This window comes from uncultured Acidaminococcus sp., assembly GCA_900538365.1.
GTDB lineage: Bacteria > Bacillota > Negativicutes > Acidaminococcales > Acidaminococcaceae > Acidaminococcus.
This window is the reverse complement of record UPXT01000010.1, coordinates 1-20,786: the sequence shown is the minus strand read 5'-3', so window position 1 is coordinate 20,786 and position 20,786 is coordinate 1. Positions and strand designations below refer to the sequence as shown.

Sequence of the window (20,786 nt, the reverse complement as noted above, 5' to 3'; positions counted from 1 at the left end):
TATTTCTTTTACTCCATGGTACGCGGCATTCAGGTTGTCCCCCGTCAGGATTTATCCCAACAGACTGTCCGCTCACAAGTTTGCAATGATGTCGTTGTGTTCGGCAATCCTCACATGGGTAGGCGTCCTCCCATATCCTTGCTGCTTGGCCGCTGCCTTTTGCGGGCAACCTTCTCTATGAAGTTTTCTGCTTTTAATTCCCTCTTTGGTTGCTTGCATGAACTGACATCTCCTAAAATTCGGTTCGTCCTGGACGGTCTATCGCCCGTCCAGGACTATGGCCTCGGCTGACTCCTCACGATAAATCTTGTTTTGGCCATAGCCGCCAACTTCATGGCTCCAGCCATGTTCGTGAAGCCTCCCCGGGTAAGAACGCACGCTTTCTCTCCATTCACCTGCCGCATCTACCTTTGGGGATCCCGAGTCATTATGGGACTTCGATTGGTTTGGCGACCTTATCCATCCCAAATTGGCTTATGCGGATTCTCTTCGTCAGGTCAGAGATTTGCCTGTCCCTTCCTTCAGATTCCACCTCATGATGCCGCCTTTGGTGTTCGGCTATGACTTTCCCCCGATTAGGGCAGTCTAGGGACTTTCACCCTTAAGAATGTGCCCATGCCGGGCGCACAAACAAGGACCAGGAAAATCAAGAAAATTTCCTGGTCCTTCATTCATCATATAATATTGTAGCGAACCACTGGTGAATCAAAAAAATAGATCAAAGGATCCCGTTTACCACGTACTGTCCAGCCTGTGCATCCCATTTCAGGGACAGGACCTTGGGCGCCCGGTCAAGAAAAAGGATGGCTTCCTCTTGCCGGATCTGGAGGGGGCTGTTAAAGACCGCCACTGGCTGGAACCCAGCAATGGGAAGCGGCCGCACATTCCCCAGCACATCGGCACCGATGACGGAAAGGTCCCGCAGTTCCGTCTTTCCTGCACCCCGCGGTCCATAGGACAGGATCAACAGATCCTCCTGGTTCTCTCGAAAGCGAAGCCGATAAAGAACGTATTGGTTCCCTTTTTGGAAAGAATAGAGGGCAATCTGTCCACGTTCATTGTAAGCAAGGGTCATGACCTTTGCCCCATCATGAGGACCAGCAAGGACAGCACTGATGGGCCGCACGTCCCCTTTGACAAATTCTACGTCAAGCGGAGGCTGCAACTGGCCTTCTGCCGTAAAAGTATAATGCTGGGCAAAAAACTGAGCCGCTTCCCCTTGAGGGAGAAAGCCCGCCACCAATAAGAGTAAGAAGGCGCTAAGCGCCAAAAATTTACGCATCTGGTTCCCCTTCCCACAAACGCTTTTCCTGTAATAAAGCCATTTTATCTTTTCATTATATCGACTCTTTTGGCTTTTCTCAATCCTTCTTTCCAAAAATCTGCTTCTGAGATGGCTGCAAAAAGCCCGAAATATGATAAAATAGGGGAAATATTTCAACTAAGAAGGTCACACTATGACAACAACCTTTAATTTTAAGGCAAAAAAAGATGGTCAGCCCCTCTATAAACAACTGGCCCGTTACTTTCGGGATGAGATCCAGGAAGATCATCTGCAGGGCGGAGACATGCTGCCTTCCATCCGCAAACTCACAAAAGACCTCAAAGTGAGCCGCACAACCGTGGAAGCAGCCTATGAGATTCTCATCGATCAAGGATATGTACAGAACCTGCCAAGCCGCGGCTTCCGCATTACCCTCACCAAACCGGCAGCACCGATGGAAATGCCCCCCTTGCAGGAGGAATCTTTCCACCGTCCATCCTTTAACTTTGCTAACCATTACATCGACACGACCACTTTTGACACCGTGCTCTGGCGCCGCGCCATCAGCCGTGTCCTGCACAGTCCTGATACGCTCTCAGGTTACGGCGATCCCCAAGGGGAACCTCGTCTCCGGGAAGTCCTTGCTCGCTACAGCTACCAGTCAAGGGGAGTTGTCTGCCGCCCGGAACAGATCCTTGTCGGCGCCGGTCTCCAGTCCCTTCTGTCCATGCTCATTCCCCTGCTTCCTGTCGAGGAAAAAAGGGTCAGTTTTGAAGACCCCGGCTTTCCTCAAGCCGAATGGATATTTCGTCTCATGGGCTGGACCACGGATCGCTATGACCCCGCCGTGCCTTCCAAATCATGGCCGGAACTACTCGTGGTCAGTCCCACAAACCCTTACAAGGGACGGGCCCTTTCAGAAAAGGAACGGAGCAACCTCATTGTCGCAACGCAGTTTGAACGGGTCTATCTCCTCGAAGATGATTACAATGGGGAATTCCGCTATCTCCATCATCCGGTTCCAGCCCTGCACAGTTTCGGCAATCGAGAGCGCATTATCTATGTCGGATCCTTTTCCCGGACCATGCTGCCGAGCCTGCGCATCAGCTATTTGGTCCTGCCGGAAAGCTTTCTTCCTCGCTTCCAAAAAATGGTTCCCTTTTATAACCAGACTTCGTCCACAGTAGAGCAGCTAGCCCTTGCGTCCTACATTGAAGAAGGCCATCTGACGCGGCACGTAAAAAAACTGCGCAATCGCTACCGAGAAAAAAGTGTCCTTCTCCAAGACGCCCTGCAGCGCGTCTTTGGCAAAAAAGTCACTTTTCTCAGCCTCGAATCAGGGCTCGATCTCCATATCGCCCTTTCCTATGAAATGAGCGCCCAAGCGCTGGCTGAAAAAGCACGCCAGCACGGCATCAAAATCACACCCATCAGATCGTCAAAAGACGGTAAAAAGCCGGAATTTCTCCTGTCCTTCGCGGGGATTGCCAAAGAAGACATTATCCCTGGTATTGAAGCCCTTAAAAAATCCCTCGAAGAAAGCTAAAAAATCCCTGGCACGCAGAGCTGCGTGCCAGGGATTTTTTAACTGTCTTCAATAAGGAGTTCCACAAGGCGGCCGCTTTTAATGAAGCTTGCTGCATCAAGATATTCCTCCATGGTGTGGTTCTTGCTGTAGCCTGTAGCAATGCCAAGACTAGTGAGGCCCTTGGCATTAAAGATATTGGCATCCATACCGCCCCCGCCAGCCTCGACACGGGCTGTAAGGCCGAGGCGCCCAAGGGCTTTTTTGGCCTTTTGAAGGATGGGCGCCGTTTCCTCAATGAGGAAAGGTTCATAAAGAAGTTCTTTTTCCACACTTACAAGAGCCCCCGCCTTTTTAGCGCAGTCCTCAGCATGGGTCTTGACAAATTCCGCATACCGGGAAAGTTTTTCAAGATTCCGGCTCCTTGCTTCCCCCTTTGCCCAGGCGTCGGCACAGACTACATTGGTTGCCTCATTGCCCGTTCCCAGCATGGGGAAATTAGCCACCAGTTCTTCATTCACGCGCCCATCGGGCAGGGTATCCAAGATGTGGCAGAGAATATGGGCCGCATTGATGCCCTTTTCCGGCTCATTACCGGCATGGGCCGGCTTTCCTTTGACGTGGATGGCAAAACGGACATGACCGGGGGCACCATTGACGAGACGCCCCAAAAGACCGGGACTGTCCAGGACAAAGCAGCAGGAGCTCTGAAAAACCGAAAGATCCAAAGCTTTGCCGCCAAAAAGGCCGGCTTCTTCGCCGACAGTAAAGGCAATTTCAATGCGCGGATGGGGATTCCCTGAGAAAAGGGCACGGCGTACACCGTCCAGGATGGCACAGATCCCGCTTACATCATCGGCGGCGAGGATCGTATCACCTCCAGAATACAGCACGCCGTCCTTTTCTATGACCTTGATGCCATTGCCGTTCTTGACTCGGTCCATATGGCTGCAAAAAAGGACGGATCCTTTCCTTGTTCCAGGAAGGATGGCAATGAGGTTGCCCGTATTGCCGCCAAAAGTGCGGCCTGCCTCATCTTCCCTTACGGTAAAGCCCAAGGCTTCCAGTTTCTTTTTTAGGATATCGGCCAGCATCCGTTCCTTTCCGGACGCACAGTCAATGCCTACAAGTTCCTTAAACTCTTCAAGAATGGGTTCCACTGGCTTTTCTCCTTTCTCCCCCATTATAGGAGGTGGGCCATGATGCTTGCAACGATGATGGAAAAAATCGTGACCGATGTAAAGCCCGAAATGACATAAGCCGTCCCAATGCGAGTTGAAAGATAATCCACTTCCTCGTCGGTCTCCCCCACGGTCTTTGCAATCTCGTCACTGATGAGCTGCGTTCCGGGATAGCCAATCATCTGGCACATGGCAATACCGATGGCAAGATCCCTATCCCCAACAATCTTCCATACGGGAAGGACCTTGAATACGACAACAATCCCCAAAAGCGTGAGCGCAAAGACACAGACCACAAAAAATCCCAGTTGGGGCAGCATGGACAGATCCACTTTGGCAAGGGACGGAACAATGACGGTAAGGACCCCAAACATGAAAAATCCCGTCGACACCCCATGATTCTTCATGAAATTGGGCGGCACAAGGCCCAGGGCCCGAAGGCCAATGCCAAAGAGCATACACCAAATGGTCAGGCCCACCCATTTGTGGGTAAAGACGCCGCCCCAAAAACCGACATAGCTGCACAAGGCCCCGATGAAAAGGCAAATATAGGCGGTATAGTGCCGCCCATGCCGCTCGGCAAAGGTTTGGCGCCACGGATTGTTTTCTGCCCTTTGGGAAGCAAACACAAAGGTCGGGTCATCTTTTTTGGCACGGCGAAAATCAGCCAAATAACGCCGCGCAGCCCGGAGGCCAAAATAGGAAGCCGGCAAGGTGCCGACAAATTTCTGTGTAGCATATAGAAAAGCGGCCAAAGCCGCTGTCAAGGGCAAACCCTTTTCAAGGGCGGCCGCGACCATCGTATTGGTCGCAATCACGCCGCCATTGATGACGGGCGCCGAGGCAAGGGCATTTTCCCGACCAATAAGGGGAATCATGGCCAAACAGCTTACGACAGCAATGATCATGGAAATGATACTTCCTACTACGCTGCGCCACTCCCTTTTGAGCATCCTCACATCCACACTGGAGCCCATATTAACAAGGAGCATACCGATGGCAATAGGGCCCAAAGTTTCAAGACCGGCTCGTTTGACGATATCCGGAGGAATCGTATGGGTCAGGAAGAGAATCAGGAAGGTCATCATAATGACAAACAAGGACGAAATCCGCGCCTTCGTAAGAATCGAAATCACATCGCCCAAGGCAAAGACAGCAAGGACAATCAAAAGCGAAGTCCACATCTCCATCAGCCATTCCCCCTACTTTTAGTAGACATACAATAGAATTGTTTTCATAACATGTACAAATATTTTAAATATAGTTAATTATTTTATCCATATCGTTTATATTTGTCAATAAAAGCGGACTTTTTGTTTTTCATTTTCAAAAAACAGGTCTCATCCCTTTATCTTCCCCTTTGTTGATTCCTTTCTGTTTCAATCCTGACAAATTAAGAATGTACGGTACTTTTCTTAAAAAATAACTTGACAAGTCCACAAGAGATGGATAGAATTTCACATGTCAACTCAAATAAGTTACAAATCCGATGACGGGAACAAGTACTCTGTTCCACCAGATCACAGAGAGCCGGCGCTTGGTGAAAGCCGGAATCTGGCCGCAGACAAAGATCCTCCCCGAGGAGCAGGACTGAATCCAGTAAGTCCTGACGGTTGATCCCCGTTAGTGGAAACGCGTATGTCAGTACGTTGAGTGCCCATTCATCCGGATGGGAATAAGGGTGGTACCGCGAATCATTTCGTCCCTCATGATGAGGGGCGTTTTTTTATACCCTGATTTCCCTGCACTCCAATTGTTATGAAAGAGAGGTCTGTATCATGAGAAGTGATATCACAAAAAAAGGATCCCAACGTTCCGCCCACCGCAGCCTGTTCCATGCCATGGGCTACACCAATGAAGAACTGCAGCGCCCCATGATTGGTGTTGTCAATTCCTTCAACGAAATCGTGCCCGGTCATATGCACCTACGGGAAATTGCCGATGCTGTGAAGATGGGTGTGGCCGAAGCAGGCGGCATGCCCGTTGAATTTCCTGCCATCGCCATCTGTGACGGCATTGCCATGGGCCATGACGGCATGAAGTATCCCCTTGCGAGCCGCGAACTCATTGCCGACTCCATCGAAGCTGTGGCGAACGGTCATGCCTTTGACGGACTGGTCATGATTCCCAACTGCGACAAGGTTGTGCCGGGCATGCTCATGGCAGCCGGACGGCTCAACATCCCCACCGTCGTCGTCAGCGGCGGCCCCATGCTTGCCGGCCGCTGGAAAGGGCGCGACATCAGTGTCAGCACCATGTTTGAAGCAGCCGGAAAATTTGAAGCCGGCGAACTTTCGGCCGATGAAATGGAAGCCATGGAATTCCGGGCCTGCCCGAGCTGCGGCTCCTGCGCTGGCTTATTTACGGCAAATACCATGAACAGCCTGACCGAAGTATTGGGCATGGGGCTAGCAGGTAACGGTACCATTCCGGCCGCCTATTCCGGGCGCCGCCGCATGCTGGCGAAAAAAGCCGGCTGGGCGGTCATGGATCTTGTAAAGAAAAATGTCCGTCCCCGCGACATCATGACCCTTGAAGCCTTTGAAAACGCCATTGCCGTTGACATGGCCATTGGCGGCTCAACCAATACGGTTCTCCACCTGCCGGCCATTGCCCACGAAGCGGGCGTCAATCTGTCCCTTGACCTTTTTGATGAAATCAGCCGCAAGGCCCGCTACATCACGAAGATGAGCCCTGGCGGTTCCTACCATATGCAGGACCTTGACGAAGCAGGCGGCATTTCCGCCGTCATGAAGGAACTGACAAAAATTGGCCTCATCCATACAGACTGTCTCACCGTGACAGGTCCCCTAAAGGACCGTCTGGCCCATGCTTTTGTCGAAAACCATGAAGTCATCCATGACATTGACAACGCCTACATGAATAAGGGCGGCATTGCCATCCTCAAAGGAAACCTTGCGCCTTTGGGCAGCGTCATCAAGGAAAGCGCTGTGGAAAAAGAGCTTCTGACCTATGAAGGAACGGCCAAATGCTATGATTCGGAAGAAGCGGCCATCAAGGCCATTACGGGCGGTGAAATCAAGGAAGGTCATGTCGTCGTCATTCGCTATGAAGGCCCGAAGGGCGGCCCGGGTATGCGGGAAATGCTCAACCCCACAGCCGTCATTACAGGTATGGGGCTCAAGGTTGCTCTCCTGACGGATGGCCGCTTCTCCGGAGCCAGCCGCGGTGCCTGCGTCGGCCACATTTCCCCGGAAGCCATGGAAGGCGGTCCCATCGCCCTTGTCAAAGATGGGGACAGGATCCTCGTCGACGTTCCGAATCGCCGGCTCGAGCTGCTGGTTGATGAGACAGAACTTGCAAGAAGAAAAGCCGCTTGGAAAAGACCGGAACCAAAAGTCAAGACGGGGTACTTATCCCGCTATGCCCGCCTTGTTACAAGCGCCAATACAGGCGCTGTCCTGAAATAAACGAAAGGAAGTCTTACCCATGAAAAAATTTTGTGCCTTGATTGGAAAATATTTCGGTCTCCTTGCCGTTGCGTTCCTTGTCCTAGGCTTTATGGATCCCGGCCTTTTCCGCTGGGTCCTCGGCAAAGTGGGCGGTGTCTCCGTCCTGAGCCTGCTCCTTGGGGTTGTCATGTTTGGAATGGGGACCACCCTGTCCCTTAAGGATTTTGTCCTCGTCTTCAAGCGGCCAAAAGACGTCCTCTTGGGCGCTGTGGCACAGTTTTTCATTATGCCTTTCCTTGCCTATCTGCTCTCCCGCGCCTTTGACCTGAGTCCGGCCCTTACAGTCGGCGTCGTTCTGGTCGGCACCTGCCCAGGCGGCACATCAAGCAATGTCATTACCTTCATGAGCAAAGGGGACCTAGCCCTATCGGTCACCATGACGAGCGTATCGACCGTCCTGTCACCGATCCTGACGCCTTTTATCACCTATCTCCTCATTGGGGAAAAGATTGCCTTTGATCCTGTAGGCATGTTTGTGAGCATCCTCCAGATTGTCATTCTCCCCATCTGCCTTGGCGTAGCCCTCCGGACCTTCCTGCCGAAGCTTGCCAGTGCAGCAACGGACTATACGCCGGCCGTCTCTGCCCTTGCCATCAGCCTAATTATCGGTGGTGTCATCGGAGCCAGTAAAGCGGCCATCCTCGCCAATGTAGGCGTCATCTTCCTCGTTGTCATCCTGCACAACTGCCTGGGCTATGCCTTGGGCTTTGCTGTGGCAAGACTGGTCGGACTTCCTTGGAAAAAAGCAGTGGCCCTTTCCATCGAGGTGGGCATGCAGAATTCCGGACTTGCCGTGGGGCTTGCCAAAGCCCATTTTGCCGCCATGCCGACAGCCACTGTGCCTGGTGCTGTCTTTTCCGCTTGGCACAATATTTCCGGTGCCGTCTTGGCCTATCTCTATCTCAACGTCTTCAATCCCCGCTTTGACCCGGATTACGAAAAAGAACAGACCGTCTTGGAATCAGCTCCTGCAAAAGCCTGATCCCCACAAGGAGCTGCCTTAAGTAGCTCCTTTTTTCATAATAAAGGAGGAATCCCATGCTAAACCTACCGCCCCTGGAAGCACTCCTGGCCTTCCACGGTCTTTTGGCAGATCCTGTCATAGCAGCGCTTTCCAAAGCCGGCCAAAGCGGTAAGGCAGCCCCTTCCTTAAGTGCCCAGCTTGTGGAAAAAGCCGAGACCTTAGGGCTTTGGGGCCGCCTTCCGGCCACTTATCTCGTCCACCTTTTGGGAGGCGCCAGCCTTCCCCTGTCCCGCTTTCTGGAAAAAGGGCAGGAGGCAGGACCCTCCCTCAAAAAGGCCATCCAGCATGACCTATCGCTTCTCTGGCCCTATCTTTTCCTGGATCCGTGTGACCTTTCCCTGTCCCCGCTCCTAGCTCATTACGAGCCCACGGTACACCATGCCCGCAAAGGGGAAATGGCTCTTTTGCAGGCCCTCTTATCGGCCAAGGACCCGGACGAAGGGGCAACAATCCTTTTGTCCCACTACGAAAGCTATGGATCCGGTCTTTTTTCTGAATTTGACGCCTTTCGCCTTGATGAAGACGGCCTCCTTGTCGGTATTTCCGATTTTCCCCATTACGACGACAGGGATCTTTTGGGCTACGAGGCGCAAAAAACAGCTATTCTTGACAATACGGCCGTTTTTGCAGCAGGAAAGAAGGGTAACAATGTGCTGCTCACCGGGGCTCGGGGAACGGGAAAATCCACCCTGGTCAAAGCCATGGTTTCCCGCTTTGGAGAAAAAGGTCTGCGCCTTGTCCAAATGGAGCGAACCCAACTGGACCACCTGCCCCGTCTCCTATCCCTCCTCGGTCAAGAAAAGCACTATCGTTTTGTGCTTTTTTTGGATGACCTATCCTTTGACGAGGGAGAACAGGAATACAAGATCCTCAAATCAGCCATTGACGGCAGCGTCACGCCCCAGCCGGAAAACGTCCTGCTTTATGTGACAAGCAACCGCCGCCATCTCATCAAAGAAACCTGGATGAACCGGAAGGATGATACAGAAGACGTCTACCGTGACGACCACACGAACGAGTCCATCTCCCTTTCAGACCGTTTTGGACTCATCCTTCATTATGGCAAGCTGTCCCAAGAAGAATATCTTGATATCATTGCCCATGAACTGTCCAAAAAAGGGATTGCGCTTTCCCAAGAAGAACTCCGAGTCGAAGCCGTGCGCTGGGAAATGGAACATTCTGGGCGCAATGGACGGATTGCCCATCAGTTTGTGATATGGTATGTGGGGCAGTGTTTTCTAAAAAAGGACAAATCTATTTAATTCTGTTCCTAAGATTACACTTTAATTTATTTTATGGTGTATTTAGAAGAAATATGATTTTTTTGTTGACGCATTGCCATTTTTTCGCTACAATGCATTCATACTTTTTAACAAGTCCATAGCAAAAAATCTAACGACGGGAAAGAGTAACGGGCGTGACCGCTCCAGAGAGCCGGCGGTTGGTGCGAGCCGGTGTTGGGATCGCTTGTGAAAATCCTCCCTGAAGAGAAGTGCTGAAGCTTTGGCGGTAAGTGCTGACGGCCGTTCCCCGTTATAGGAAACGCGTATGTTGGTACGTTTGAGAGCGTCTGGATCTCGTAAGAGGCCAGGAATCAGGGTGGTAACGCGGACTTTTGGATCCGTCCCTTAAAGGGACGGATCTTTTTATTTTAGCAAAAACGGCATCGATGCCGACCAAACGTATCAACCCCCCTGCAAAAAAGAGAAAGAGGTAAAGAACATGGCAAAGGTATTTTATGATCAGGATGTCAATTGGGAAGTACTGAAGGGAAAGAAAATCGCCATCATCGGCTATGGCAGCCAAGGACACGCCCATGCCCTGAATCTCAAGGAAAGCGGTGTAGATGTTGTCGTAGGGCTTTATAAGGGCAGCCATTCTGCAGAAGCTGCCCGAAAAGCGGGTCTTTCCGTCAAGACGGTCAGTGAAGCGGTTGCTGAGGCGGACGTCACCATGGTCCTCATCCCTGATGAAAAACAGGCCGATGTCTATAAGGACGAAATCGGTCCGAACCTCAAAAAAGGCAGTGCCCTTGCCTTTGCCCATGGTTTCAACATCCATTTCAAACAGATTGTGCCCCCTGCTGATGTAGATGTCTTCATGGTCGCCCCCAAGGGCCCAGGTCACCTTGTTCGCCGAACCTTTGTCGAAGGCGGCGGTGTCCCCGATGTCTTTGCCGTTGAACAGGATGCGACAGGAAAGTGTTTCGATCTTGCCCTGGCCTATGCCCGCGGTATTGGGGGAACCAGAGCCGGTGTCATCCAGACGACCTTCCAAGAAGAAACGGAAACGGACCTTTTTGGGGAACAGGCCGTTTTGTGCGGCGGTATCTGCCAGCTTATCACCAATGGCTTCGAGACCTTATGCGAAGCAGGCTATCAGCCGGAAATTGCCTATTTTGAAACGTTCCATGAGATGAAGCTGATTGTGGATCTCATGTATGAAGGCGGCATGGCCAAGATGAGAAAATCCATCAGCGATACGGCAGAATATGGTGACTATACAAGCGGCAAACGGGTTGTCCCGAAAGAAGCCACCAAAAAAGCCATGAAGGAAGTCCTTTCCGATATCCAAGATGGGACCTTCGCCAAGGACTGGCTCCTTGAAAATAAAGCTGGCGGAAGGGCCCACTTCCAGGCTCTGCGCAGACAGGCCGCCCAGCATCCTTTGGAGACGGTTGGTGCCAAACTGCGCGATATGATGCCCTGGCTCCACGACAACGACCAAAAAGACTGATAAGCCCCCAACGGGAGAGAAAAGGAGACCATCATGAAGATGATTGGTGCACGGGCCCTCATTGAGTGCCTCAAAAAAGACCAGGTTCAGGTGGTCTTCGGCTACCCCGGCGGTTCTGTCCTAACGCTGTATGACGAACTGGATCAATCGGACATTACCCATGTCCTTACCGGTCATGAACAGGGAGCTGTCCATGCGGCAGACGGCTACGCCCGGGCAACGGGACATACAGGAGTTGCCTTTGCCACCTCCGGACCAGGTGTCTGCAATATGGTGACAGGCATTGCCACAGCGGCCATGGATTCCATTCCCCTGGTTGTCATCAGCGGTCAGGTCGCCACCACCCTCATCGGCCGTGACTCCTTTCAGGAAGCGGATATTTCGGGTATTACGACCCCCATTACCAAACACAACTATCTTGTAAAAAACGTCAAGGAACTGCCCCGTGTCATCAAGGAAGCTTTTTACATTGCTTCCACGGGACGGCCCGGTCCGGTCCTTGTCGATATTGCTAAAGATGTCTTTGATGCCGAACTTGACTTCTCCTACCCCGATTCGGTCCACCTCCGCGGCTATAAGGGCAGCATCAGGGGTGACACAAAAGACATCGACAAAGCCGTCGAGGCCCTCAAAGAAGCCAGGAAGCCCCTCATCCTCACGGGGGGCGGCCTGATTCTCAGTGAAACGGCGTCCTTGCTCCGCACGCTTGTAAAATCCCTTGGAATTCCTGTTGTCACAACCCTCATGGGCAAAGGGGCCATCCCCGACAGTTGGGACCTTCAGCTGGGGCTAGCCGGTATGCACGGGTCCTATGCGTCCAACATGGGCATTACCGACTGTGACCTGCTCCTTAGCTTTGGGGCACGCTTTGATGACCGCGTCACCGGTGACGTGGAAAACTTTGCCCCCAACGCCAAGATTGTTCATTTCGATATCGATAAGGTCGAAATCAACAAGATTGTCCATGCCGATATCAGCGTCAACGGGGACCTGCGCTGGTCCCTTCCCCTTTTTATCAAAAAGATCAAAGCCCTTGACGAAAAGTCCCTCCAAGCCCAATATGGACCCTGGCGCGAGAAGGTCCTTCTCAACAAAAGACAGCATCCCTTCGCCTCAGTGCCCCAAAAAGGCGTCATCACGCCAGAAGCACTCTTTACCGCTGCCAAAACCTATACCGATGAGGATACGGTCATCGTAACCGATGTGGGACAGCACCAGATGTGGGCCGCCCAGTTCTTTCCCCTTGCAGCCCCACGCCGCTTCATTACTTCCGGTGGTTTGGGAACCATGGGGTATGGTCTTCCGGCAGCTCTGGGAGCCAAGATAGGCTGCCCTAAATGCAAGGTTGTCCTCTTTACGGGAGATGGCAGCATTCTCATGAACTGCCAGGAATTTTCCACCCTTCACCGCTATGCGGTCGAAGTCAAAGTCATTGTTCTCCAAAACGGGGTCCTGGGTATGGTCAACCAGTGGCAGCGCCTCTTCTACGGCGGAAGACAGGCGGCATCCGTTATCAATGATTTTCCTGATATGGCAAAGGTCGCCCGCGCCATGGATGTACCAAGTTTTACAGCCACTTCCCCTGACGACCTTAAACAGGGGCTGGACCAGCTTTTTGAAACACCGGGACCCGCCCTGCTTAAGGTGATCATTCCGCCGGAACAGAAAGTCTACCCCATGGTTCCCGGCGGCAGGCGCCTTGATGAAATGATCCTTACCGATCCAGAATGGAAAGAAGGTGCTCCTCAATGAGACAGCATTTAGCCATCCTCTGCGACAACAAACCCGGTGTCTTGACCCATGTTGCCGGCCTCATCAGCCGCCGCGCCATCAATATTGAGTGTATCAATGCTGGCTATACGGAAGAACCGGACGTGACGCGCATCAACATCGTCGTCACCGTGGAAAATAAGGCCGAACTGGACCAGGCCATCAACCAGCTGGCAAAACTCATCGATGTCATCAAGGTCGTTAACCTTGATGAAGCTCCGTATGTGAGCTACGAACTGGCCATGGTAAAGGTCAAGTGCCCCACACCATCGATTCGCTGCGAACTTTCCAACCTGGCGGAACTCTTTCATGCCAAGATTGTTGACGTCCAGCCCGAATCCCTGGTCTTTCGCATTACAGGCCGGGAAGATCATGTGGAAGCCACCTTGGCTATGCTCTACCAATATGAAATCCTGGAAATTGCCCGCACCGGGCAGATTTCCCTTTCACGAGGGCTCGTTCCCTTGAAGCACTGCTAACACAAAAAAGCACTGTGAAGAACTCCTCTTCACAGTGCTTTTTCTATATGCTTTATTTTCCTAAGCGGCAGCGGAAATCCTCATAGCCAAAATGGCAGATCCGCTCCAGTTCCCCTGATTCATGCCAGATGTAGATATCGGGCAGGGGCATGCCGTTAAAGGTGTTGTTCTTGCAGGTCGTGTAAATGGCCATGTCGCCAAAAAGGACCAGATCCCCCACGTCAAGGGGCCCGTCAAAGGCATAGTCCCCAATGATGTCCCCTGTAAGGCAGGTCGGACCGCCAAGGCGATACGTATAAGGCGTCTTTCCCGCTTCCTGCGTACCATAAAGGGGCGGACGGTAGGGCATTTCAATGACGTCCGGCATATGGCAGGCCGCGCTCGTATCAAGGATGGCAAGCTGCGTGCCGCCATTTTCCCCCGTATCAAGAACGCGGGACGCAAGATAGCCGGCGCTTAAGGCGCAGGCTTCCCCAGGCTCGAGATAGACCATAATACCCCATTTTTCCTGGGCCTTACGGATGACACTTTCCAGCGTCGCAAAATCATAGCCCGGGCGCGTGATGTGATGGCCGCCGCCCATATTGAGCCATTTCATGCGGGGAAGGACATTGCCAAACTTTTCCTCCACGGCAGCAAAAGTGACGGCAAGGTCGCCCGCGTCCTGCTCGCAGAGGGTATGGAAATGAAGGCCGTCCAAAAGGGAGACGAGCTCTTCCGTCATACCTTTATCCCACGCGCTCCGCGTCGTTCCAAGCCGGCTTCCCGGCGCGCAGGGGTCATAGATGTCATGGCCTTCCTGGGTCGAGCATTCAGGGTTGATCCGAAGACCAAGACTCTTTCCCGCTTTTTTTGCCTTCAGGCCAAAGCGGCGCAGCTGGCTTGGGGAATTAAAGACCACATGGTCGGCATACTGAAGGACCTCATCCATTTCATCGTCTCGGTAGGCGCCGGAAAAGACATGGACCTCTCCTTGGGGCATCTTTTCCCGGCCCAGACGGGCCTCATAAAGGCCGCTTGCTTCCGTCCCTGCGAGATACGGCGCAAGGACGGGATAGAGATCATAGTTTGAAAAGGCTTTTTGGGCCAAGAGGACGCGGCATCCCGTCCGGTCCATCAGGTCCTTGAGGGCTTTGCCATTTTCCCGCAGGATACGTTCATCAAGGATGTAGCAAGGCGTCCGAAGCTTGCCAAAAAGGGCTTCCGGCGTTTTTCCCTGAAGGCCCCGAAAGGGCTTCTGGTCTTCCATTACGGCACCAAGACAGGGTCTTTTTTGATGCTCCGGGGAAGACCATACTGGTCAAGGGCATCGAGGAAGGGATTGGGATTGAGTTCATCCACCGTATAGACGCCGGGTTTGTTCCACTTGCCCGTCAGCATCATGAGGGCACCGCACATGGCAGGAACGCCCGTCGTGTAGCTGATGGCCTGGCTTCCCACTTCCTTGAAGGACGCTTCATGGTCGCAGATGTTGTAGATGTACCAAGTCTTGTCCTTGCCGTCCTTTTTGCCCGTAAAGATGCAGCCAATGTTGGTCTTGCCCTTCGTGCGGGGGCCAAGGCTTGCCGGGTCAGGCAGGAGGGCCTTGAGGAACTTGATGGGGACAATTTCATGACCTTCAAACTGAACGGGCGTCGTCGACAGCATGCCCACATCTTCAAGGCAGCGCATGTGGTCCAGATAGCTCTGGCCAAAGGTCATGAAGAAGCGGATGCGCTTTGCTTCGGGAATGGTCTGGGCGAGGCTTTCAATTTCTTCATGATGGAGAAGATACATATCCTTCTTGCCTACGGCATCAAAATCATATTCCCGTTTGATGCTCATGGCCGGGATTTCGACCCAGTGGCCATCTTCCCAGTAGGAACCGGGCGCCGACACTTCCCGCAGGTTCACTTCCGGGTTGAAGTTCGTCGCAAAGGCATAGCCATGATCGCCGCCGTTGCAGTCAAGGATATCGATGGTGTCGATCGTATCAAATTCATGCTTTTTGGCATAGGCGCAGTAGGCCTGGGTCACGCCCGGGTCAAAGCCGCAGCCCAGAAGGGCCATGAGGCCTTTTTCCTCAAATTTCTTGCGGTAGGCCCACTGCCAGCTGTAATCAAAGTAAGCGGAAAAACCGGCTTCTTTGCAGCGCTTTTCGTAGATGGCACGCCATTTCGGATCGTCCGTGTCTTCTGGTTCGTAGTTGGCCGTATCCATGTAGTTCACGCCGCAGATGAGGCAGGCATCCATGATGGTCAGGTCCTGATAGGGAAGGGCGATGTTCATGACAAGGTCGGGCTTTACTTCATTGATAAGGGCCACGAGTTCGTCCACATGGTCGGCATTGACTTGGGCCGTCGTGATCTTGGTCTTCGTCTTGCCTTCCAGTTTCTTTTTAAGGTCATCGCATTTGGATTTCGTCCGGCTTGCAATGCACAGTTCCGTAAAGACAGCGCTCACCATGCAGCATTTTTGGATCGCCACAGAAGCGACACCGCCGCAGCCAATAACAAGTACTTTGCTCATGTTCTTCTCCTTTTCTATTTCACAAGGGTCAGCAAGAGTTCCCGCACGACCTTGCAGGCAAGGGCCGTGGACGCGCCGCTGGCATCAAGATGGGGGGACAGTTCGTTGACGTCGCTGGCCACAACCCAGGTCTTTGCGACCATGAGGATGGCCTGCAGGAGACCGGGGAACCAGACGCCGCCCGATTCAGGCGTACCCGTTCCGGGAAAAGCCGCCGGGTCGAGGCAGTCAAGGTCAATGGTAAAGTAAATAGGGACGCCTTCTTCTTTGAGGCGGTCCACCGTTTCCTTGAGGCCGTCAAAGCCAAAGGGGTGGAAATCTGTATGGGTCCGGGCAAAGGAAAATTCTTCCTTGAGGCCGCTGCGGATGCAGAATTGATGGATCCGGCCGTCACCAATAAGGTCATAGCAGCGCCGGATGACGCAGGCATGGCTCAAGGGTTCGCCCAAATAATCTTCCCGCAGGTCCGTATGGGCATCAAAATGGATGAGGTGCAGGTCTGGATATTTTTCAAGGACCGCCTCAAAGGCGCCCAAGGTCACGAGGTGCTCCCCGCCCAGAAGGAGGGGCAGCTTACCATCACGAAGGATGGTCTCCGTCCGTTCGCGGATGGCATCAAGGGCCCTGCGGGGACTGCCAAAAGGCAGTTCCAAATCGCCGCTGTCAAAGACGGCATAGTCTTCCAGGTCCTTATCCTGATAGGGACTGTAGGTCTCAAGGCCAAAGCTTTCGTGACGGATGGCGGACGGGCCAAAGCGCGTTCCCGGGCGATAGCTCGTCGTCGAATCAAAAGGTGCTCCAAAGAGGACAATCTGGGCCTTTTCATAAGGCGCATCACAGGCAAGGAAGGTTTCCACATTGGGGGCAAGCATCATTCCACCTCCCGCAGCATCTCTTCCAGGAAGGCCGGCAGCCAGAAAGACCCTACATGAAGGCGCGGCGTGTAGTAGCGCGTGTGGAGATGGAGCTTTTCCCATTCTTCCACATTGAGATCATTGATGGGATGGTACTTCTTGCTTGCAAAGCCAAAGAGCCAGTAGCCGGCTGCATAGGTCGGAATATGGGCCTGATAGACCTTACTGATGGGGAAGGTGCTCGCAATGCGCTGATGGCTCCGCTGCATGGCCACAGCGTCCTCATGATAGAAGGGACTCCCCTGCTGGTTCACCATGATGCCGTCCGCCTTGAGGGCATGGTAGCAGGAGCCGTAGAATTCCTTCGTAAAGAGCCCTTCCGACGGGCCAAAGGGGTCTGTCGAATCGACGATGATAAGGTCATAGACCGCTTCACAGCGGCGGATGAACTTCAGGGCATTTTCAAAATGGATGTGGACACGGCTGTCATCCAGGCGGCAGGCATTGCCGGGCAGGAAGTTGCGGCACGCTTCAATGACGGCAGGATCCATTTCTACAAGGTCAATGGATTCGACGCGGTCATAGCGCGTCAGTTCCCGCACGACACCGCCGTCGCCGGCGCCGATGACAAGGATGTTGCGGCAGTTCTGATGGACCGCCATGGGTACATGGGTAATCATTTCGTCGTAAATGAATTCATCCCGTTCCGTCAGCATGACATTTCCGTCCAAGGCGAGGACACGGCCAAATTCCGGTGTTTCAAAAACATCGATATGCTGGAACTCGCTTTGACGGGAATAAAGATGGCGATTGACACGGATGCTGTGTTTTACATCCGGTGTATGAAATTCACTGAACCAAAATTCCATATTTCATTTCCCCTCATTTCAGTACATTGATTCGTTTCAGCTCAAGGTCTTCGGACCCGGTCATGCTGCAGCCCTTTTCCTTGGCATATTGGATATGTTCCAAGATGGCTTCCGTAATCCGTTCGCCCGGTGCAAGGATGGGGATACCCGGCGGATAGCACATGACAAATTCGCTGCAGATGCGGCCCAAGCCCTCTTCTAAGGGCACGCTTTCCTTTTCGGCATAAAAAGCGCCCTGAGGGCTGATGACGACTTCGGGCTCGACAAATTCCTCGGTCAGCATGCCTGCCGGATCTTTCTGGTAGCGGCGGCGGATTTCTGCCAAGGCGCTAACAAGCCGCTCCAGTTCCTGGATGCGGTCCCCCATGGAAAGATAGGCCAAGATGTTCCCGATATCACCAAATTCAATCTGGATATCATAATCATCGCGGAGGATATCGTAGACTTCGATGCCTGCAAGGCCGATTTCCCGCGTATGGACACTGAGCTTTGTCGTATCGAAATTAAAGACCGAATCGCCGTTCATCAGTTCCCGGCCAAAGGCATAGTAGCCGCCAATGTCATTGATTTCCTGACGGGCATATTCCGCCATATCAACGACTTTATGGAAGATTTCCCGGCCGTGTAGGGCAAGGAGGCGGCGGCTGATATCAAGGCTCGACATAAGGAGATAGCTGCCGCTTGTGGTCTGCGTCAGGTTGATGATCTGCCGCACATAGCCGGCATGGACATTCGGTCCCGTCAAAAGGAAACTCGACTGGGTCAGGCTGCCCCCGCTTTTATGCATGGAAACAGCCGCCATATCGGCACCGGCCGCCATGGCCGAAACAGGCAGGCCATTGCCGAAATAGAAATGGGTGCCATGGGCTTCATCGGCAAGGCACTTCATGCCCGCTTCATGGGCCATTTTGACGATGGCCCGAAGGTCGCTGCAAATGCCGTAATAGGTCGGATTATTGACAAGGACGGCGACAGCATCGGGATTCCTCTCAATGGCTTTTTTCACCTGGTCCCGCCTCATGCCCAAGGAAATCCCCAAGCACCCATTGAGTTCCGGATTGACATAAACCGGAATGGCGCCGCAAAGGACGAGGGCATTGATGACGCTCTTATGGACGTTGCGGGGCAGGATAATCTTGTCCCCCCGCTTGCACGTCGAAAGGATCATGGTCTGGACGGAACTTGTCGTGCCGCCGACCATGAGAAAAGCCTCACTGGCCCTAAAGGCTTCCGCTGCCAGCTGTTCCGCTTCCCTGATGACGGAATGGGGATGACAGAGGTTATCCAGGGGCTTCATGCTGTTGACGTCGACACCTACGCACTTTTCCCCCAAAAAGGCCGTCAGTTCCGGATTGCCCCGTCCCCTTTTGTGACCTGGCACGTCAAAAGGGACGACCCTCATTTCCCGAAAACGCTGCAGTGCTTCATAGATTGGAGCCCGCCGCTGCCGTTTTAACATGGCTTCATTGTGCAAGATTTGCTCCCCCTATCAAACAAAATAAAAAAGCAAGCCGCGTATAAACGCAGCTTGCTTGGAATCTCTTCCTATGGGTCTTCCTTACGGGCAGAAGGACCCCAACGAACGTGATCAGAGTCTATATAGCAATTCTACTTTTACTACTCCTATTGATCGTTTACAAGTGGCGTTTATACTTCATGGTTATCAAGTCACCAACTCTTGGAAACTGAGCCGAAGCTCAATCAATAAGGCAGCATAATGCCGCCAATCGGCATTGGGACCCGGCTGTCCGTATGGCCTTAAAAAACTTGGTCCCGTACAATTGCTCCCTGAAGGAGGAGATTGTTTTCTCCCTCAAAGTGAAAATATAGTATCATATGGAAAAAATCATGTCAATCAATTTGCGAAATTTTTACAAAGAAGATAACACAAAGAATTTTTCCCGCTGTCAGCAAGGCGTTCTTCCTTGATGCAAAGGAAAAATTGCCGCAAGGGGTTCTTTCTCCCATTCCGAACAATCGGCCATTTTGGGAATAGAAAAGAGAAGGGAAAGAACGTTCAATAATAGGAGATAACACGGCAGAAGCTTCCGCTCTTCCCCTAAAAGAATCCAAGGCATCTCAAAATACCTGGGTCAGCAAAAAAGCTCCATAACGCGCGGCGAGTACCGCTTCATCCTGTTGCATCCTCTAAAAAAAAGGACTTCCCATGGCGCGCAAGCGCAAGGAAGTCCTTCGTCATAAAAAATCTCTTTCCGATGCAGCTATTCATCTCTTCATAGGAAGCCGCCATCTCCATGCCTTTCCTTATATAATAGAAGGCGGTAAAGAAAATCATTCCCAAGTGCTTCCATCAACTCTCTCATCGCAGCAAAGGAACCTCCCAAGAGAAAAATCGCCGCAGCAGAGAAAAGATGATTTTTTGGAAGATATGCTCAAGGAATAAGTACCGCCAGAAGACCATCAATCCTTATAGGAATAAAGAGGACGGAAGTACCTCGAATAAAGAAGCTCAATAAAAGAAATCTAGAGAAAGAAACGCAGGCCAATCCAATCTCAAGAATACATCCGGGTATAAGAAAAACACCCCACTGCACAAGGCAAGTGAGGTGTCAATCCAACCGGCAGCTTCCTATCCTCCCGGACCGTTTCCAGTCGAGTACTTTCGGCGTTTAAGGGCTTAACTGCTGTGTTCGGCATGGGAACAGGTGGAACCCCTTAGCTATCGCCACCGGATTTTTTAGTTGAAGGCATGAGCCCTCAAAACTTCATGAAGAGACTTTCTTGTCCTTTTGGACTTCGATGAAAACTTGGCTCTTAAGTCAAGCCCTCGACATATTAGTACAGGTCAGCTTAACACATTGCTGTGCTTACACATCCTGCCTATCAACCTTGTAATCTTCAAGGTGTCTTACTAGATTACTCTATGAGAGATCTCATCTTAAGGATGGTTTCACGCTTAGATGCTTTCAGCGTTTATCCGTTCCGGACGTAGCTACCCAACTATACCCTTGGCAGGATAATTGGTACACCAGCGGTCCGTCCACTCCGGTCCTCTCGTACTAGGAGCAGCCCCCTTCAAATCTCTTACGCCCGCGATGGATAGGGACCGAACTGTCTCACGACGTTCTGAACCCAGCTCACG

Annotated in this window: 17 protein-coding genes, 2 rRNA genes and 2 other annotated features; of the genes, 8 read left to right on the top strand and 11 right to left on the bottom strand. The window is 52.3% G+C overall.

What is annotated here, in order from left to right:
- Window positions 1–72: 72 nt before the first annotated feature.
- Both QZQ08_RS03405 and QZQ08_RS03400 read right to left on the bottom strand, forming a co-directional pair.
- On the bottom strand, window positions 73–219 hold the full coding sequence (locus QZQ08_RS03405) for a hypothetical protein (RefSeq protein WP_296327877.1): 147 nt from the start codon (window positions 217–219) through the stop codon (window positions 73–75).
- A 499-nt stretch (window positions 220–718) separates the two neighbouring features.
- A complete protein-coding gene (locus QZQ08_RS03400; protein ID WP_296327874.1) occupies window positions 719–1,282 on the bottom strand; it encodes a hypothetical protein in 564 nt (187 codons plus the stop codon).
- 175 nt (window positions 1,283–1,457) lie between these two features.
- Here QZQ08_RS03400 and QZQ08_RS03395 point away from each other — a divergent pair, with 175 nt between their 5' ends.
- Window positions 1,458–2,810, top strand: coding sequence for a PLP-dependent aminotransferase family protein (locus QZQ08_RS03395; RefSeq protein ID WP_296327871.1), 1,353 nt, complete (start codon window positions 1,458–1,460; stop codon window positions 2,808–2,810).
- Between the two features lie 38 nt (window positions 2,811–2,848).
- Here QZQ08_RS03395 and QZQ08_RS03390 read toward each other — a convergent pair whose 3' ends face one another.
- Together QZQ08_RS03390 and QZQ08_RS03385 are read right to left on the bottom strand one after the other, a co-directional pair.
- A complete protein-coding gene (locus tag QZQ08_RS03390) occupies window positions 2,849–3,949 on the bottom strand; it encodes a M20/M25/M40 family metallo-hydrolase (RefSeq protein WP_296327868.1) in 1,101 nt (366 codons plus the stop codon).
- Window positions 3,950–3,972: 23 nt separating this feature from the next.
- The gene (locus QZQ08_RS03385; protein WP_296327865.1) at window positions 3,973–5,160 is read right to left on the bottom strand and encodes a hypothetical protein; all 1,188 of its coding nucleotides are present in this window, start codon (window positions 5,158–5,160) and stop codon (window positions 3,973–3,975) included.
- 290 nt (window positions 5,161–5,450) lie between these two features.
- Window positions 5,451–5,680 (top strand) — a binding site (T-box leader).
- 68 nt (window positions 5,681–5,748) lie between these two features.
- Here QZQ08_RS03385 and ilvD point away from each other — a divergent pair.
- From ilvD to ilvN, 6 genes are all read left to right on the top strand, one after another.
- The gene (gene ilvD, locus QZQ08_RS03380) at window positions 5,749–7,401 is read left to right on the top strand and encodes a dihydroxy-acid dehydratase (protein ID WP_296327862.1); all 1,653 of its coding nucleotides are present in this window, start codon (window positions 5,749–5,751) and stop codon (window positions 7,399–7,401) included.
- 19 nt (window positions 7,402–7,420) lie between these two features.
- The gene (locus QZQ08_RS03375; protein ID WP_296327859.1) at window positions 7,421–8,425 is read left to right on the top strand and encodes a bile acid:sodium symporter family protein; all 1,005 of its coding nucleotides are present in this window, start codon (window positions 7,421–7,423) and stop codon (window positions 8,423–8,425) included.
- Between the two features lie 56 nt (window positions 8,426–8,481).
- A complete protein-coding gene (locus QZQ08_RS03370; RefSeq protein ID WP_296327856.1) occupies window positions 8,482–9,729 on the top strand; it encodes an ATP-binding protein in 1,248 nt (415 codons plus the stop codon).
- Between the two features lie 124 nt (window positions 9,730–9,853).
- Window positions 9,854–10,099, top strand: a binding site (T-box leader).
- A gap of 90 nt (window positions 10,100–10,189) precedes the next feature.
- A complete protein-coding gene (gene ilvC, locus QZQ08_RS03365) occupies window positions 10,190–11,203 on the top strand; it encodes a ketol-acid reductoisomerase (RefSeq protein ID WP_296327853.1) in 1,014 nt (337 codons plus the stop codon).
- Window positions 11,204–11,236: 33 nt separating this feature from the next.
- Entirely contained in the window at window positions 11,237–12,955 is a 1,719-nt protein-coding gene (gene ilvB / locus QZQ08_RS03360) for a biosynthetic-type acetolactate synthase large subunit (protein WP_296327849.1), read from the top strand.
- Complete coding sequence (gene ilvN / locus QZQ08_RS03355) at window positions 12,952–13,452, top strand: acetolactate synthase small subunit (protein WP_296327846.1); 501 nt, start codon at window positions 12,952–12,954, stop codon at window positions 13,450–13,452. The genes ilvB and ilvN overlap by 4 nt, the downstream gene beginning before the upstream one ends.
- Window positions 13,453–13,504: 52 nt before the next feature.
- Here the strand turns inward: ilvN and QZQ08_RS03350 are convergent, their stop codons facing one another.
- From QZQ08_RS03350 to QZQ08_RS03330, 5 genes are read right to left on the bottom strand one after another with little or no spacing between them, the layout of a single operon-like run.
- Complete coding sequence (locus QZQ08_RS03350) at window positions 13,505–14,701, bottom strand: carboxynorspermidine decarboxylase (protein ID WP_296327844.1); 1,197 nt, start codon at window positions 14,699–14,701, stop codon at window positions 13,505–13,507.
- Window positions 14,701–15,960: a saccharopine dehydrogenase family protein gene (locus QZQ08_RS03345; RefSeq protein WP_296327841.1), complete on the bottom strand. Its 1,260-nt coding sequence runs from the start codon at window positions 15,958–15,960 to the stop codon at window positions 14,701–14,703. The genes QZQ08_RS03350 and QZQ08_RS03345 overlap by 1 nt, the downstream gene beginning before the upstream one ends.
- A gap of 14 nt (window positions 15,961–15,974) precedes the next feature.
- Window positions 15,975–16,832 (bottom strand): agmatinase, encoded by an 858-nt coding sequence (speB, locus tag QZQ08_RS03340; protein ID WP_366140921.1) that lies wholly within the window; start codon window positions 16,830–16,832, stop codon window positions 15,975–15,977.
- Window positions 16,832–17,683 (bottom strand): polyamine aminopropyltransferase, encoded by an 852-nt coding sequence (speE, locus tag QZQ08_RS03335; RefSeq protein WP_296327835.1) that lies wholly within the window; start codon window positions 17,681–17,683, stop codon window positions 16,832–16,834. Before speE ends, speB begins: the two co-directional genes overlap by 1 nt.
- A 13-nt stretch (window positions 17,684–17,696) precedes the next feature.
- Window positions 17,697–19,142, bottom strand: coding sequence for an aminotransferase class I/II-fold pyridoxal phosphate-dependent enzyme (locus QZQ08_RS03330; RefSeq protein ID WP_296327832.1), 1,446 nt, complete (start codon window positions 19,140–19,142; stop codon window positions 17,697–17,699).
- 708 nt (window positions 19,143–19,850) lie between these two features.
- Here QZQ08_RS03330 and QZQ08_RS03325 point away from each other — a divergent pair.
- Window positions 19,851–20,087 (top strand): hypothetical protein, encoded by a 237-nt coding sequence (locus QZQ08_RS03325; protein ID WP_296327829.1) that lies wholly within the window; start codon window positions 19,851–19,853, stop codon window positions 20,085–20,087.
- A gap of 173 nt (window positions 20,088–20,260) precedes the next feature.
- On the opposite strand, the gene rrf is transcribed toward QZQ08_RS03325, so the two are convergent.
- Both rrf and QZQ08_RS03315 read right to left on the bottom strand, forming a co-directional pair.
- Window positions 20,261–20,377 (bottom strand): 5S ribosomal RNA (gene rrf, locus QZQ08_RS03320).
- Window positions 20,378–20,459: 82 nt separating this feature from the next.
- Window positions 20,460–20,786, bottom strand: a 23S ribosomal RNA gene (locus QZQ08_RS03315); the annotation flags it as partial.

What these genes read in the sequence shown, in the direction of transcription:
- QZQ08_RS03405 (WP_296327877.1), bottom strand. Translation starts at nt 219, where the DNA reads ATGCAAGCAACCAAAGAGGGAATTAAAAGCAGAAAACTTCATAGAGAA.
- QZQ08_RS03400 (WP_296327874.1), bottom strand. Translation starts at nt 1,282, where the DNA reads ATGCGTAAATTTTTGGCGCTTAGCGCCTTCTTACTCTTATTGGTGGCG.
- QZQ08_RS03395 (WP_296327871.1), top strand. Translation starts at nt 1,458, where the DNA reads ATGACAACAACCTTTAATTTTAAGGCAAAAAAAGATGGTCAGCCCCTC.
- QZQ08_RS03385 (WP_296327865.1), bottom strand. Translation starts at nt 5,160, where the DNA reads ATGGAGATGTGGACTTCGCTTTTGATTGTCCTTGCTGTCTTTGCCTTG.
- ilvD (WP_296327862.1), top strand. Translation starts at nt 5,749, where the DNA reads ATGAGAAGTGATATCACAAAAAAAGGATCCCAACGTTCCGCCCACCGC.
- QZQ08_RS03375 (WP_296327859.1), top strand. Translation starts at nt 7,421, where the DNA reads ATGAAAAAATTTTGTGCCTTGATTGGAAAATATTTCGGTCTCCTTGCC.
- QZQ08_RS03370 (WP_296327856.1), top strand. Translation starts at nt 8,482, where the DNA reads ATGCTAAACCTACCGCCCCTGGAAGCACTCCTGGCCTTCCACGGTCTT.
- ilvC (WP_296327853.1), top strand. Translation starts at nt 10,190, where the DNA reads ATGGCAAAGGTATTTTATGATCAGGATGTCAATTGGGAAGTACTGAAG.
- ilvB (WP_296327849.1), top strand. Translation starts at nt 11,237, where the DNA reads ATGAAGATGATTGGTGCACGGGCCCTCATTGAGTGCCTCAAAAAAGAC.
- ilvN (WP_296327846.1), top strand. Translation starts at nt 12,952, where the DNA reads ATGAGACAGCATTTAGCCATCCTCTGCGACAACAAACCCGGTGTCTTG.
- QZQ08_RS03350 (WP_296327844.1), bottom strand. Translation starts at nt 14,701, where the DNA reads ATGGAAGACCAGAAGCCCTTTCGGGGCCTTCAGGGAAAAACGCCGGAA.
- QZQ08_RS03345 (WP_296327841.1), bottom strand. Translation starts at nt 15,960, where the DNA reads ATGAGCAAAGTACTTGTTATTGGCTGCGGCGGTGTCGCTTCTGTGGCG.
- speB (WP_366140921.1), bottom strand. Translation starts at nt 16,832, where the DNA reads ATGCTTGCCCCCAATGTGGAAACCTTCCTTGCCTGTGATGCGCCTTAT.
- speE (WP_296327835.1), bottom strand. Translation starts at nt 17,683, where the DNA reads ATGGAATTTTGGTTCAGTGAATTTCATACACCGGATGTAAAACACAGC.
- QZQ08_RS03330 (WP_296327832.1), bottom strand. Translation starts at nt 19,142, where the DNA reads ATGTTAAAACGGCAGCGGCGGGCTCCAATCTATGAAGCACTGCAGCGT.
- QZQ08_RS03325 (WP_296327829.1), top strand. Translation starts at nt 19,851, where the DNA reads ATGGCGCGCAAGCGCAAGGAAGTCCTTCGTCATAAAAAATCTCTTTCC.